At 57.8% G+C, this 12,950-nt stretch carries 15 protein-coding genes; 8 read left to right on the top strand and 7 right to left on the bottom strand.

Annotated features, from left to right (window positions below; all coding sequences use genetic code 11):
• The first annotated feature begins 39 nt into the window (after window positions 1-39).
• Window positions 40-1,983, top strand: coding sequence for a 2',3'-cyclic-nucleotide 2'-phosphodiesterase (gene cpdB, locus HMPREF3096_RS07190; RefSeq protein WP_032731789.1), 1,944 nt, complete (start codon window positions 40-42; stop codon window positions 1,981-1,983).
• Between the two features lie 128 nt (window positions 1,984-2,111).
• Here cpdB and HMPREF3096_RS07195 read toward each other — a convergent pair whose 3' ends face one another.
• Window positions 2,112-2,483, bottom strand: a complete 372-nt coding sequence (locus tag HMPREF3096_RS07195; protein WP_012543100.1) for a winged helix-turn-helix transcriptional regulator — start codon at window positions 2,481-2,483, stop codon at window positions 2,112-2,114.
• A gap of 90 nt (window positions 2,484-2,573) precedes the next feature.
• On the opposite strand from HMPREF3096_RS07195, the gene HMPREF3096_RS07200 reads away from it, so the two are divergent.
• The 4 genes from HMPREF3096_RS07200 to ytfE all read left to right on the top strand — a co-directional run bounded on the left by HMPREF3096_RS07200 (window position 2,574) and on the right by ytfE (window position 6,117).
• Entirely contained in the window at window positions 2,574-3,422 is an 849-nt protein-coding gene (locus HMPREF3096_RS07200) for an SDR family oxidoreductase (protein WP_022064859.1), read from the top strand.
• Between the two features lie 77 nt (window positions 3,423-3,499).
• On the top strand, window positions 3,500-4,324 hold the full coding sequence (locus tag HMPREF3096_RS07205) for an AraC family transcriptional regulator (protein WP_012543102.1): 825 nt from the start codon (window positions 3,500-3,502) through the stop codon (window positions 4,322-4,324).
• Between the two features lie 76 nt (window positions 4,325-4,400).
• Window positions 4,401-5,372 carry a DMT family transporter gene (locus HMPREF3096_RS07210; protein WP_012969105.1) on the top strand — a complete coding sequence of 324 codons (972 nt, stop codon included), beginning with the start codon at window positions 4,401-4,403 and terminating at the stop codon, window positions 5,370-5,372.
• Window positions 5,373-5,454: 82 nt separating this feature from the next.
• Window positions 5,455-6,117: an iron-sulfur cluster repair protein YtfE gene (ytfE, locus tag HMPREF3096_RS07215; protein ID WP_012543104.1), complete on the top strand. Its 663-nt coding sequence runs from the start codon at window positions 5,455-5,457 to the stop codon at window positions 6,115-6,117.
• Window positions 6,118-6,184: 67 nt separating this feature from the next.
• Here ytfE and cycA read toward each other — a convergent pair whose 3' ends face one another.
• Window positions 6,185-7,588 (bottom strand): D-serine/D-alanine/glycine transporter, encoded by a 1,404-nt coding sequence (gene cycA / locus HMPREF3096_RS07220; protein WP_008807170.1) that lies wholly within the window; start codon window positions 7,586-7,588, stop codon window positions 6,185-6,187.
• Window positions 7,589-7,893: 305 nt separating this feature from the next.
• On the bottom strand, window positions 7,894-8,514 hold the full coding sequence (gene fklB, locus HMPREF3096_RS07225; RefSeq protein WP_032731786.1) for an FKBP-type peptidyl-prolyl cis-trans isomerase: 621 nt from the start codon (window positions 8,512-8,514) through the stop codon (window positions 7,894-7,896).
• Between the two features lie 218 nt (window positions 8,515-8,732).
• Between fklB and HMPREF3096_RS07230 the strand changes: the two genes are divergently transcribed.
• On the top strand, window positions 8,733-9,404 hold the full coding sequence (locus HMPREF3096_RS07230; protein WP_022064856.1) for a LysM-like peptidoglycan-binding domain-containing protein: 672 nt from the start codon (window positions 8,733-8,735) through the stop codon (window positions 9,402-9,404).
• A 108-nt stretch (window positions 9,405-9,512) separates the two neighbouring features.
• Here HMPREF3096_RS07230 and rplI read toward each other — a convergent pair whose 3' ends face one another.
• The 4 genes from rplI to rpsF are packed head-to-tail and all read right to left on the bottom strand — an operon-like array spanning window position 9,513 to window position 10,951.
• Window positions 9,513-9,962 (bottom strand): 50S ribosomal protein L9, encoded by a 450-nt coding sequence (gene rplI / locus HMPREF3096_RS07235; protein WP_008807173.1) that lies wholly within the window; start codon window positions 9,960-9,962, stop codon window positions 9,513-9,515.
• A 41-nt stretch (window positions 9,963-10,003) separates the two neighbouring features.
• Window positions 10,004-10,231: a 30S ribosomal protein S18 gene (gene rpsR, locus HMPREF3096_RS07240; RefSeq protein ID WP_000135199.1), complete on the bottom strand. Its 228-nt coding sequence runs from the start codon at window positions 10,229-10,231 to the stop codon at window positions 10,004-10,006.
• A 4-nt stretch (window positions 10,232-10,235) separates the two neighbouring features.
• Complete coding sequence (gene priB / locus HMPREF3096_RS07245) at window positions 10,236-10,550, bottom strand: primosomal replication protein N (protein WP_002885722.1); 315 nt, start codon at window positions 10,548-10,550, stop codon at window positions 10,236-10,238.
• Between the two features lie 5 nt (window positions 10,551-10,555).
• Entirely contained in the window at window positions 10,556-10,951 is a 396-nt protein-coding gene (gene rpsF, locus HMPREF3096_RS07250; RefSeq protein ID WP_008807174.1) for a 30S ribosomal protein S6, read from the bottom strand.
• Between the two features lie 341 nt (window positions 10,952-11,292).
• Between rpsF and HMPREF3096_RS07255 the strand changes: the two genes are divergently transcribed.
• Both HMPREF3096_RS07255 and HMPREF3096_RS07260 read left to right on the top strand, forming a co-directional pair.
• Window positions 11,293-11,568: a YdgH/BhsA/McbA family protein gene (locus tag HMPREF3096_RS07255; protein WP_002885689.1), complete on the top strand. Its 276-nt coding sequence runs from the start codon at window positions 11,293-11,295 to the stop codon at window positions 11,566-11,568.
• Between the two features lie 149 nt (window positions 11,569-11,717).
• Window positions 11,718-12,911: an MFS transporter gene (locus tag HMPREF3096_RS07260; RefSeq protein ID WP_008807176.1), complete on the top strand. Its 1,194-nt coding sequence runs from the start codon at window positions 11,718-11,720 to the stop codon at window positions 12,909-12,911.
• Window positions 12,912-12,950 lie beyond the last annotated feature (39 nt).

Genomic DNA, 12,950 nt, shown 5'->3' on the forward strand with positions numbered 1-12,950 from the left:
TTCTACTGTGCTATCGCTCATAAAAAAAGGACGCCTCTGATGATTAAGTTTAGCGCAACGCTCCTGGCCACGCTGATCGCCGCCAGCGTCAACGCCGCGACGGTCGACCTGCGGATCATGGAAACCACCGATCTGCACAGCAATATGATGGACTTTGACTATTACAAAGATGCCGCCACGGAGAAATTCGGCCTGGTCCGTACCGCCACCCTGATCGAACAGGCGCGGGCAGAAGCGAAAAACAGCGTGCTGGTGGATAACGGGGATGTTATCCAGGGGAGCCCGTTAGGCGACTACATGGCCGCGAAAGGGTTGAAAGAAGGCGATGTGCATCCGGTGTATAAGGCGATGAATACCCTGAATTACGCCGTCGGCAACCTGGGCAACCATGAATTCAATTATGGCCTCGACTTCCTGCATAAGGCGCTGGCCGGGGCGAAATTCCCCTACGTGAACGCCAATATCATCGATGCCAAAACTGGCAAACCGATGTTTACGCCCTATCTGATTCAGGATACCCAGGTTCAGGATAGCGATGGTCAACCCCATACTCTGCGCATCGGCTATATCGGCTTTGTGCCGCCGCAGATCATGACCTGGGATAAAGCCAATCTCAGCGGTAAAGTGACGGTCAACGACATTACCGAAACCGCGCGCAAATATATCCCGGAGATGCGGGCGAAAGGGGCTGATGTGGTGGTCGTGGTCGCGCACTCCGGCCTCTCCGCCGACCCGTATCAGGCGATGGCCGAAAACTCGGTCTACTACTTAAGCCAGGTGCCCGGCGTGGACGCCATTATGTTCGGCCATGCCCACGCGGTGTTCCCGGGTAAAGACTTCGCCAACATCAAAGGCGCGGATATCGCCAAAGGGACGCTGAACGGCATACCGGCAGTGATGCCGGGAATGTGGGGCGATCATCTCGGGGTGGTTGATCTGGTGCTGAACAACGACAGCGGCAAATGGCAGGTAACTCAGAATAGAGCGGAAGCGCGGCCAATCTATGACGCGGTGGCGAAGAAATCGCTGGCGGCCGAAGACGGCAAGCTGGTGGCGGTGCTGAAAGCCGACCACGACGCCACTCGCGAATTCGTCAGCAAGCCGATCGGCAAGTCCGCCGACAACATGTACAGCTATCTGGCGCTGGTGCAGGACGACCCGACGGTGCAGGTGGTCAACATGGCGCAGAAAGCCTATGTAGAACACTATATTCAGGGCGACCCGGATCTGGCGAAGCTGCCGGTGCTCTCCGCCGCCGCGCCGTTTAAAGTCGGCGGACGTAAAAACGATCCGGCGAGCTTTGTCGAAGTGGAGAAAGGTCAGCTCACCTTCCGCAATGCCGCCGACCTCTATCTCTACCCCAACACCCTGGTGGTGATGAAGGTCAGCGGGAAAGAGGTCAAGGAGTGGCTGGAGTGCTCCGCCGGACAGTTTAACCAGATCGATCCCGCCAGCAGCAAGCCGCAGTCGCTGATCAACTGGGACGGCTTCCGCACCTATAACTTCGACGTCATTGACGGGGTGAACTACCAGATTGACGTCACCCAGCCGGCCCGCTACGACGGCGAATGTCAGATGATCCATCCGCAGGCAGAGCGTATTAAGCACCTGACCTTTAACGGTAAACCTGTCGATCCGCAGGCCACTTTCCTGGTCGCGACCAATAACTATCGCGCTTACGGCGGCAAATTCGCCGGCACCGGTGAGAGCCATATCGCCTTTGCCTCACCGGATGAAAACCGTTCAGTGCTGGCGGCGTGGATAGGCGCGCAATCGAAGAAGGATGGCGCGATCCATCCGGCGGCGGATAACAACTGGCGTCTGGCGCCGATCCACAGCAACACGCCGTTGGATATTCGTTTTGAGACCTCGCCAGGCGACAAAGCCGCGGCGTTTATCAAAGAGAAAGCACAGTATCCAATGCGCCAGGTGGCCACCGATGATATCGGCTTCGCCATTTATCAGCTGGATTTGAGCAAGTAATGCCTGTTCCCCGGTGGCGCTGCGCTTACCGGGGCTACAAACCGGGGCTGGCTGGTAGCCCGGATAAGACGCCAGCCGCTATCCGGGAATATCTCCCCGGTGGCGGGGCTACAGGGAGTGATACATTTTCACTCCCCGTGGTTAGCCAACACCGCAGGCAGATTGCTCTCGATCCAGTCCGCCAGCGCCGCCACTTTCTCGCTCACCTGCAGGCCGAGCGGCGTCAGGCTATATTCAACGTGTGGCGGTACCACCGGATAAGAGACGCGGTCGATAAAACCATCCTGCTCCAGGGCCTGCAGCGACTGCGCCAGCATCTTTTCGCTGACCCCGCCCATTTTGCGGCGCAGATCGCTGAAGCGATGGGTCCCCTCGCGCAGCGCCACCAGAATCAACACGCCCCAGCGACTGGTGACATGTTTAAGCACATCGCGCGACGGGCACTGTTCCGCAAACAGGTTGCCGTTGCGCAGTTTCTCGCTCAGCGTCGGTTCGGCCATTTTCACACTTACCTTTTTGTACGTACTTACTAAAAGTTAGTTAAGGTGTTAGCTTACCACAACTGCCACTAAACACGAAGGAGAAGACTCATGATCGCCCTTACCGGTGCCACCGGCCAGCTTGGCCACTACGTTCTGCAAGACCTGTTAAAAACCGTCCCTGCCAGCCAGATTGTGGCGATTGTCCGCAACCCGGCCAAAGCCCAGTCCCTCAGCCAGCAGGGCGTCGTTGTCCGTCAGGCCGAGTACGGCGATGAAGCGGCACTAACCGCCGCGCTGCAGGGCGTGGATAAACTGCTGTTAATCTCCTCCAGCGAAGTCGGTCAGCGCGCCGTTCAGCACCGCAACGTCATCAACGCCGCCAAAGCCGCTGGGGTGACATTCATCGCCTACACCAGCCTGCTGCACGCCGACACCTCGCCGCTGGGCCTGGCCGCAGAGCATATTGAAACCGAGCAGATGCTGGCCGATTCTGGTATCGCTTACGCCCTGCTGCGCAATGGCTGGTATACCGAAAACTATCTGGCCAGCGCACCGCCGGCGCTGGAGCATGGCGTGTTTATCGGTGCCGCCGGCGAGGGTAAAATTGCCTCCGCCACCCGCGCGGATTATGCCGCCGCTGCCGCCCGCGTTATCGCCGGTGAAGGCCATGAAGGGAAGATTTACGAACTGGCGGGTGATAACGCCTGGACGCTGAGCGACCTGGCTGCTGAGCTGAGCACGCAAAGCGGAAAAAACGTGGTCTACCAGAACCTCAGCGAAGCCGATTTCGCCGCCGCGCTGAAAAGCGTCGGTCTGCCGGCGGGTCTGGCGGATATGCTGGCGGATTCCGATGTCGGCGCGTCGAAAGGCGGGCTGTTTGACGACAGCCGCACCCTGAGTACGCTGATCGGCCGTCCGACCACCTCCCTTGCTGAAAGCGTGAAAGGCATTCTGTAACCACCCCTGTCAGCTTTTGCGGTTGCGTCCCGGCGGTTCCTCTCTCATATTGAAGGAATAACCGTCGGGAGGCAGGCATGCAGGGCGTACCACCCCAATTTAGTGATGAAAAAGACCGCGCGCGCTTTCGCCATCTCGAACAGCTGCCCGGGGTGGAGCTTTACCACGCCCATATCTCTCGCTACGCCTTTGAACCCCATACCCACGAAGCCTTCGGCATCGGCGTGATTGAGCAAGGCGCTGAACGCTTTCGCTACCGCGGCAGCCAGCATATCGCCGCCGCGAACGCCATTGTCACCATGAATCCCGACGAGCTGCATACTGGCGAAGCGGAAACCGCTGACGGCTGGCGCTACCGGATGATTTATCTGGAGCCGGACCGTCTGGAAGCCATCACCGGGGTGCGCGACTGGTGGTTCAGCGAGGTGGTCCGCGAGGATCCCCTGCGTTCCCGACAGATTGGCCAGCTGATTTATGGCCTGTGGCATAGCGACGATCCGCTGGCCCAGCAGGGACTGCTGCTCGACCTCATCGACGCCTTCCGCCCTCTGGCCCACCATGCCTCTGCGCAGGGTGAGGCCGGGCATCGCTTCGACCGGGTGCGCGACTACCTGCACGATAACTATATGCGCCCCATCACCCTCGACGAGCTGGCGCAGGTGGCGGCGCTTAGCCCATACCATTTTCAGCGCCAGTTTAAAGCCCACTATCACGTGACGCCCCATCAGATGCTGATGGCCATCCGTCTGTGGCGCGCCAAAGCGTTTCTCACCCACGGTATGCCCGCCGCCGAAGTGGCGATAGCCGTCGGCCTCACCGACCAGTCCCACCTGACCCGCGCCTTCACCCTGCGTTACGGCATTACGCCGGTGCGCTATCAGAAGCAGGTCGCCAGGCGCTAATGCGCAATCTCATACAATATTCCTGCCCGGCCCCCTTCTACACTGCAGACCAACAGTGATGAAAACGGATGCAATGATGATTAGTGGTGTGCTGTACGCCCTGCTGGCGGGGCTGATGTGGGGATTAATTTTTGTCGGGCCTCTGCTGGTGCCAGAGTACCCGGCGATGCTGCAGTCGATGGGGCGCTATCTGGCGCTGGGCCTGATCGCCCTGCCGCTGGCGTGGCTCGGGCGCGCGCGTTTGCGCCAGCTGAGCCGGAACGACTGGTGGACTGCGCTGGGCCTGACGATGATGGGAAATCTTATCTATTACGCCTGCCTGGCCAGCGCCATTCAGCGCACCGGGGCGCCGGTCTCCACCATGATTATCGGCACGCTGCCGGTGGTCTTGCCGGTCTTCGCCAATCTGCTCTACAGCCAGCGCGACGGAAAGCTGCCGTGGCGGCGTCTGTTTCCGGCGCTGGTCTGCATCGCCGTGGGCCTGATCTGCGTTAACGTCGCAGAACTGCGCCAGGGGCTGCCTGATTTTAGCCCGTGGCGCTACGGCTCCGGCATCGCGCTGGCGCTGGGATCGGTGGCCTGCTGGGCCTGGTATGCCCTGCGCAACGCCCGCTGGTTGCGGGAAAATCCGCATCAGCCGCCGATGATGTGGGCTACCGCTCAGGCACTGGTCACGCTTCCGGTTTCGCTGGCCGGCTATCTCGCCGCCTGCGCCTGGCTGCACGGCCAGCAGGCCGGGTTTCCCCTGCCCTTCGGCCCGCGCCCGGCGGTGTTCATTACGCTGATGCTGGCCATCGCGGTGCTCTGCTCATGGGTCGGCGCGCTGTGCTGGAATATCGCCAGCCAGCGGCTGCCGACGGTGATCCTCGGGCCGCTGATCGTCTTCGAAACTCTGGCCGGGCTGCTGTATACCTTCCTGCTGCGGCAAAGTTTACCGCCGCTGCTGACCCTGAGCGGGATCCTGTTGCTGGTGCTCGGCGTGGTCTCCGCCGTACGCGCCAGACCGGAAAAACCGATGCTGCAGCCGCTGACGGACGAAAAAAAGTAGCCAGGCCTCCTTAAGGGGTATTCTCTCGCCACAAAGATGCATTTAAAATACATCTTATATTCCTGATGACGAGGTAACTGCTATGGCTTTCCGTGACCAACCTTTAGGCGAGCTGGCGCTGACCATCCCGCGCGCCTCCGCCCTGTTCCGTCAATACGATATGGATTACTGCTGCGGTGGCAAACAGACCCTGGCGCGCGCTGCATCGCGGAAAGCGCTGGATGTCGCGGTGATTGAAGCCGAGCTGGCGAAACTGGCCGAGCAGCCCCTCTCCCGCGACTGGCGCGCGGCGCCCCTCCCGGAGATTATCGACCATATCATCGTCCGCTATCACGACCGGCACCGCGAACAGCTGCCGGAGCTGATCCTGCAGGCCACCAAGGTTGAACGTGTGCATGCCGATAAACCGAACGTGCCGAAAGGGCTGACCAAATACCTGACCATGCTGCATCAGGAACTCTCCAGCCACATGATGAAAGAGGAGCAGATCCTGTTCCCGATGATCAAACAGGGGATGGGCGCCCAGGCCGGGGGTCCGATCAGCGTAATGGAAAGCGAGCACGATGAAGCGGGTGAACTGCTGGAGGTCATTAAGCACATCACCCATAACGTGACGCCGCCGCCGGAAGCCTGCACCACCTGGAAGGCGATGTATAACGGTATCAACGAGATGATTGACGATCTGATGGAGCACATCAGTCTGGAAAATAACGTACTGTTCCCGCGCGCCCTTGCCGGAAAATAAAGAAAAAGGCGCCCGCAGGCGCCCTCGACATTGTCCGTCTTACTTTGGCCACTCCGGGTGGCCTTTTTTATTTCGCCAGACGTTTTTTGCCGGCAAACAGCCAGCCCGCGCCCAGCAGAACAAACCACAGCGGGGTAACCATCAGCGCTTCACGGGTATCATCTTCCAGGGTCAACAGCACCAGTACGAAGACGAAGAAGGCCATGCACACCCAGCACATGAATTTGCCCAGCGGCATCTTGTATTTGGACTTCTCATGCAGCTGCGGGCGCTTTTTACGGTAGACCAGATAAGAGCAGAGGATAATCGTCCAGACGAACATAAACAGGATCGCCGACACCGTGGTGATCATGGTGAACGCGGCAATCACGCTCGGGTTGACCATCAGCATGACCACACCGCCCAGCAGGCACATGCAGGAGAAGGTTAAACCCTTCGCCGGCACCGCACGCTTCGACAGCTTGGCGAACATCTTCGGCGCCTGACCATCCTGCGCCAGACCGAACAACATACGGCTGGTAGAGAACACGCCGCTGTTGGCCGAGGAGGCTGCGGAAGTCAGCACCACAAAGTTGATCAGGCTCGCCGCCGCCGGCAGGCCGACCAGCACGAACAGCTCAACGAACGGGCTCTTGCTCGGCACCACGGAGCTCCACGGCGTCACCGACATAATCACAATCAGCGCGAAGACGTAGAACATAATGATACGCAGCGGGATGGAGTTAATCGCCCGTGGCAGGGATTTCTCCGGGTCTTTGGTTTCGGCGGCGGTGGTCCCCACCAGCTCAATCCCCACGAAGGCGAACACCGCAATCTGGAAGCCGGCAAAGAAGCCGCTCAGCCCTTTCGGGAACCAGCCGCCGTCATTCCACAGATGGGCGAAAGAGGCTTCGACGCCGGTCGGCGATTTGAAATGCATCATGACCATCACCAGGCCGACGACGATTAGCGCCACAATGGCGACGATTTTGATCATCGCGAACCAGAACTCCATTTCGCCAAACATTTTGACGGTGGCCAGGTTCAGGCCCAGCAGCAGCAGGATCACCGCCAGCGAGGCGACCCAGTCGGAGAGTCCGGGAAACCAGAACTGCGCGTAGGCGGTGATCGCCACTACGTCCGCCATTCCGGTGACGACCCAACAGAACCAATAGGTCCAGCCGGTAAAGTAACCCGCCCACGGCCCCAGCAGATCGGCCGCAAAATCGCTGAAGGATTTATATTCGAGGTTCGACAGCAGTAATTCGCCCATGGCTCGCATAACGAAAAACAGCATAAAACCGATAATCATATAAACAAAAATAATAGATGGCCCGGCAAGGCTGATAGTTTTGCCAGAACCCATAAATAACCCAGTGCCGATCGCCCCGCCAATCGCAATCAGCTGAATATGTCGGTTTGTGAGATTTCGCCGTAGCGATTGTTCAGTCGGCTCCTGCTCAATAGCAGCGACTTTAACCTGATCTACCATGTGATTTCTTCCTGTTGTACCTGTCTGTGTTGTTCAGGCTCTGATGGCCCGTCGTCTGTCATTAACCCCAGCAAGGGCTAGTCGATATTAGGTAAGAATCGGAGGGATGAATACTATGATTTAGATATAATGTTAATTTTATGTTTAAAGTGAGTGTTATATCACTCATCCACCGCGAAATAGCTCACAAAAATACACCCATACGCGATGAATGCAAAACATAATTCTAATTAATTTTTAACTTAAGGATTTTACGCTATTTTTGCGGCTTCCCCCACCTCAGGGGAAGAGGAAGCCTCTGCTGTTTAGATAATATCCAGCAGTTCAACTTCGAAGATCAGGGTGCTGAACGGAGGAATCGACGCGCCAGCGCCGCGTTCGCCGTAGGCCAGGTTGTGCGGGATCGTCAGTTCCCATTTAGAACCGACCGGCATCAGGGTCAGCGCTTCAATCCAGCCGCCGATCACGCCGGTCACCGGGAATTCAGCTGGCTCACCACGGGCGACGGAGCTGTCGAAGACGGTGCCGTCGATCAGTTTGCCGGTGTAGTGCACGCGTACGTGGTCGGTACGTGCCGGGATCGGGCCTTCGCCCTGGGCCAGTACGCGGAACTGCAGACCAGATTCGGTGCTGTTCACACCCTCTTTCTCGCGGTTTTCATCGAGGTATTTCTGGCCGTCGGCGGCCATAGCCTGGAAACGTTCGCGGCGTACGGCGTCAGCACGCTCGTGGATTTCACGCAGCGCGCGGTGAACGGCTTCTACCGGCACCTGCGGCTGGTTACCTTCCAGCGCATCAGCGATACCCGCCACCAGCGCTTCCGGCAGCAGCCCCTGCAGGCCGGATTCGCTCAGCTGTTGTCCAACCTGCAAGCCGATACCGTAACTTGCCTGCGCTTCGATAGTGTCAAAAGTTGGGGTTGCCATCTTTGTTCCTTTTTGGGTGATAAACATCAAGAGAAAAGCGTGCGAAAGCATAACAGCCATAGCGAAATGGGTAAAACTTTGTCGGCGGATGATGACAAATCTCAGCGAAACAGAAACAATAGGCGGCAGCAGGTTAACTTTACTTTGTTCCGGTCATCAGGACGTTAGCCATCTATACTCATATGCAGGATAAAAATATGCGGAGCAGGAGGAAAGCCATGCCCGGGCGCTTTGAACTGACATCTACCCTGGCGAAGATCTGGCACGCCCCGGATCATTTTCGCCTCCTGGACCCGCTTCCCCCGATGCACCGCCGGGGTATCATCGCAGGCTTCCTGTTGGTCATTATCGGTATCCTTCTTCCTTCCGACGATAGCCAAAGCCCGGCGACAAACAGCCGCGAAGCGAACCTGAATCTTCAGTCGCAGTCCCAGCCGCAAGCTGGCGGCAATCAGGCCGTTCCGCTCCCGCCGATCACCAATACGCCGACCGTGAGCGATGCCGATCAGATGGCGCCCGTCGCCCCGGAGCCGATTCAGGACGAGCAGCCAGATCAGGCGCAGACGCAGCAGCCTGCTTCCCAACCGTATCAATCCTCGCAGCAGCAGTCCGCACCGGGCATTGAGCAGCAGTGGCGGACCTATCGCATCGAGTCAGGCAAAACCCTGGCCCAGCTGTTCCGCGATCATGGGCTGCCGGCCACCGACGTCTACGCGATGGCGCAGGTTGAAGGCGCTGGCAAACCATTAAGCACGTTGCAGAGCGGACAGACGGTGCAAATTCGGCAGAACGCCAACGGCGTAGTCACCGGCCTCACTATCGATACCGGCAACGGCCAGCAGGTGTTGTTTACCCGCCAGTCGAACGGCAGCTTTGTGCGTGCGCGATAGCGGAGAAGACGACAGCAAGCGTTACGCCGCCGCAAAATGAAAGGCGCTAAAAAGCAAAACGCCGGCACAAGGCCGGCGATTTGTTGTTACCAGAACGTCAGAGGCCGATTACTCAGCAACCACGTTGATGATAACTTTAGCGAATACTTCGCTGTGAACCTGGAAGTCCACTTCGTGCTCGCCAACGTTACGCAGAACGCCGTTCGGCAGGCGAACTTCGCTCTTAGCAACTTTAACGCCTGCTGCAGTAACAGCGTCAGCGATGTCGCGAGTACCGATGGAACCGAACAGTTTACCTTCGTCGCCAGCTTTGGACGCGATGGTTACGGATTCCAGGGCGTTGATCTGCGCAGCACGAGCTTCAGCAGCTGACAGAACGTCAGCCAGTTTGGCTTCCAGTTCAGCGCGACGTGCTTCGAAGAATTCAACGTTTTTCTTGGTAGCAGGAACAGCTTTACCCTGCGGGACCAGGAAGTTACGAGCATAGCCCGCTTTAACGTTAACCTGATCACCCAGGCTACCCAGGTTTGCTACTTTATCAAGCAGAATAACTTGCATTACCTTATCCTCTCAAAGTCGTATTAATGGACCGTGACCGATTACTGATGACGATCAGTGTACGGCAGCAGGGACAGGTAGCGAGCGCGTTTGATAGCGCGAGCCAGCTGACGCTGGTATTTTGCACGGGTACCGGTGATACGGCTCGGGACAATCTTACCGCTTTCGGTGATGTAGTTTTTCAGCGTAGCGATATCTTTATAGTCGATCTCTTGAACGCCTTCCGCGGTGAAACGGCAGAACTTGCGACGACGGAAATAACGTGCCATATGGCTAGTCTCCAGAATCTATCAATTCAATCTGCTCGGCATGCAGAACCATTTTGCTCAAGCCGTTCTTTGCCTTATGGCAAGAGATGAACCCTCGAACGGTTACTGCGCTACCGACCGTTATACTGTGAGTAATGGCCTGGTTTTCGTGACCGCTAATAATAACGGGCATTTGACACCATGCCTGCCGGTGAAAACCGGCTTCCTCCTGCACTGAACGATGCTCAAGCACGAACTGGCAGTGAGGAATTCCTGACGGGCTGACCTTACGAAGTGGAGTCCTGCAAATAATGCCGGACAGCTCCAGACGGTTGGTCATCAGGATTACTCTTCAGAATCCCCAGCTTCAGAATCATCTGCGGTTTCGTTGGCGAAATCTTCGCGACGCTCACGGCGCTCGTCTTTCGCTTTAACCATCGGAGATGCTTCGGTAACAGCGTGCTTAGTACGCATTACCATGCTGCGGATAACGGCGTCGTTGAAGCGGAAGTTAGTTTCCAGCTCATCGATCGCTTCCTGCGGCGCTTCAACGTTCAGCAGAACGTAGTGAGCTTTGTGCAGTTTGTTGATCGGATAAGCCAGCTGACGGCGGCCCCAGTCTTCCAGACGGTGGATCGTACCTGCTGCTGCAGTGATTGCACCAGTGTAACGTTCGATCATGCCCGGAACCTGTTCGCTCTGGTCAGGATGGACCATAAAAACGATTTCGTAATGACGCATCGAATTGCTCCTTACGGATTATTCAGCCTCCTGTCTGGGTCAGCCGCGGCCCATGGAGGCAAGGAACGTGTTAAAGGGCGGCTGAAAAATTGACGCGTCATTCTAATGGCGCCCCCCCAGGAACACAAGCGGATTTGCACAAATAATTCGCACTAAGCGCCAAGTGGCGCTAAGTGGGTGATTTAAAATCAACCAATAAAGGAAGCGGCATTTTTTTGAACGACTGCATCAGAAAAGGTCGCCATGCGACGAACGCGCAGCGATTACACTTATATCAGAGCCAAACGACCACAGGAGAGCCCCCGAGTCAGCGTCAGGACTGTCAGTCAGGAGCGTAGTATATGAAACTGAAAATCATCGCCATGATGGCTGCGCTTTTCTTCAGCGCCAACGCGCTGGCAGCTATCCAAATCACCGAACGTCAGGCCCGCAACATGGACGACGTGCAGAGCCTCGGCGTTATCTATATCAATCATAACATGGCCACTGAGCACGAGGCCGAGCAGGCCCTTAGCCAGATGAGCGATGCGCAGGGGGCGAAATACTTTCAGCCTATCCTGATGCACGAACCCGAAACCAACGGCCCGCTTCGCGCCAGCGCGGTGATATACCGCTAACGCCTGCCCGACTCTTCGCCTCTCTTCGCGAGGGGCGAAGCGAGGTTTTCACCTAAACGCAATTGAGAATTATTTTACAAACCGACTTATCAGCGCCATCGCAACCTGATTTAATCAGCCACTCGCCATTTGATAATCAGGAGTGATTGATGGTTCCGCGTTTCGCCACCTTAGGCCGTATCCCCAAAGGCGTTTGGGTACTCGGCGGCGTCAGCCTGCTGATGGATGTCTCCTCCGAGATGATCCACAGCCTCTTACCGTTGTTTATGGCCACCACCCTCGGCGCCAGCGTGATAATTATCGGTCTTATCGAGGGACTGGCGGAAGCCACCGCCCTGATCCTGAAAGTCTTCTCCGGCGTGATCAGCGACTATGTCGGCAAGCGCAAAGGACTGGCGCTGCTGGGATACGGCCTGGGCGCGCTCAGTAAGCCGCTGTTTGCCATCGCCCCCACCGCCGGAGTGGTGTTTAGCGCCCGCATGATTGACCGCGTAGGCAAAGGTATTCGCGGCGCGCCGCGCGATGCGCTGGTTGCCGACGTCACCCCGCCGGAGATCCGCGGCGCCGCCTACGGGCTCCGCCAGGCGCTGGATACCGTCGGCGCCTTTCTCGGCCCGCTGCTGGCGGTGCTGCTGATGTTTATCTGGGCCAACGATTTTCACGCTATTTTCTGGGTGGCGGTCATTCCCGCCGTGCTCTCCATTCTCCTGCTCGGGTTTGGCCTGCAGGAGCCAAAATCCGCCATCGCACACAAACGCAGCAATCCGCTGAAGCGCGAAAACCTGAAAAAGCTCTCCGCCGCCTACTGGTGGGTAGTCGCCATCGGCAGCATCTTCACCCTCGCCCGCTTCAGCGAAGCCTTTCTGGTGCTGCGCGCCCAGCAAATGGAGATCCCGCTGTTTACCATCCCGCTGGTGATGGTGGCGATGAACCTGGTCTACAGCCTCACGGCTTACCCGTTCGGTAAACTCTCAGACAGCATGAGCCACAGCAAACTGCTGCAGTGGGGACTGCTGGTGCTGATCCTCGCCGATATCGTGCTGGCGCTCAGCGGCCACTGGAGTACGCTACTGCTCGGCGTCGCGCTGTGGGGGATTCATATGGGAATGACCCAGGGCCTGCTGGCAGCGATGGTTGCGCATACCGCGCCGCCGGAACTACGCGGTACGGCATTCGGCATGTTCAACCTGATGAGCGGCCTGGCGCTGCTGCTGGCCAGTACCGGCGCAGGGGTACTGTGGGAAACCTTCGGCGCCGCCTCGACGTTTTACGCCGGCGCGATAATTTGTATGGTCACGCTCATCGGCATGCGCGTGATGCCGTCGGCCTATCGTCAGGGCTAAAAAAACGGCTCCGGGGCCAGACCAGTTGCTTCACCGTGA

Origin of the sequence: Klebsiella sp. HMSC25G12 (genome assembly GCF_001807705.1) — a bacterium.
Taxonomy (GTDB): domain Bacteria; phylum Pseudomonadota; class Gammaproteobacteria; order Enterobacterales; family Enterobacteriaceae; genus Klebsiella; species Klebsiella variicola.

Coding starts and splice junctions, on each gene's coding strand:
- HMPREF3096_RS07230 (WP_022064856.1), top strand. CDS start 8,733: ATGCCCGGGCGCTTTGAACTGACATCTACCCTGGCGAAGATCTGGCAC.
- HMPREF3096_RS07260 (WP_008807176.1), top strand. CDS start 11,718: ATGGTTCCGCGTTTCGCCACCTTAGGCCGTATCCCCAAAGGCGTTTGG.
- HMPREF3096_RS07195 (WP_012543100.1), bottom strand. CDS start 2,483: ATGGCCGAACCGACGCTGAGCGAGAAACTGCGCAACGGCAACCTGTTT.
- priB (WP_002885722.1), bottom strand. CDS start 10,550: ATGACCAACCGTCTGGAGCTGTCCGGCATTATTTGCAGGACTCCACTT.
- HMPREF3096_RS07200 (WP_022064859.1), top strand. CDS start 2,574: ATGATCGCCCTTACCGGTGCCACCGGCCAGCTTGGCCACTACGTTCTG.
- HMPREF3096_RS07210 (WP_012969105.1), top strand. CDS start 4,401: ATGATTAGTGGTGTGCTGTACGCCCTGCTGGCGGGGCTGATGTGGGGA.
- fklB (WP_032731786.1), bottom strand. CDS start 8,514: ATGGCAACCCCAACTTTTGACACTATCGAAGCGCAGGCAAGTTACGGT.
- rpsR (WP_000135199.1), bottom strand. CDS start 10,231: ATGGCACGTTATTTCCGTCGTCGCAAGTTCTGCCGTTTCACCGCGGAA.
- rplI (WP_008807173.1), bottom strand. CDS start 9,962: ATGCAAGTTATTCTGCTTGATAAAGTAGCAAACCTGGGTAGCCTGGGT.
- HMPREF3096_RS07255 (WP_002885689.1), top strand. CDS start 11,293: ATGAAACTGAAAATCATCGCCATGATGGCTGCGCTTTTCTTCAGCGCC.
- cycA (WP_008807170.1), bottom strand. CDS start 7,588: ATGGTAGATCAGGTTAAAGTCGCTGCTATTGAGCAGGAGCCGACTGAA.
- ytfE (WP_012543104.1), top strand. CDS start 5,455: ATGGCTTTCCGTGACCAACCTTTAGGCGAGCTGGCGCTGACCATCCCG.
- HMPREF3096_RS07205 (WP_012543102.1), top strand. CDS start 3,500: ATGCAGGGCGTACCACCCCAATTTAGTGATGAAAAAGACCGCGCGCGC.
- rpsF (WP_008807174.1), bottom strand. CDS start 10,951: ATGCGTCATTACGAAATCGTTTTTATGGTCCATCCTGACCAGAGCGAA.
- cpdB (WP_032731789.1), top strand. CDS start 40: ATGATTAAGTTTAGCGCAACGCTCCTGGCCACGCTGATCGCCGCCAGC.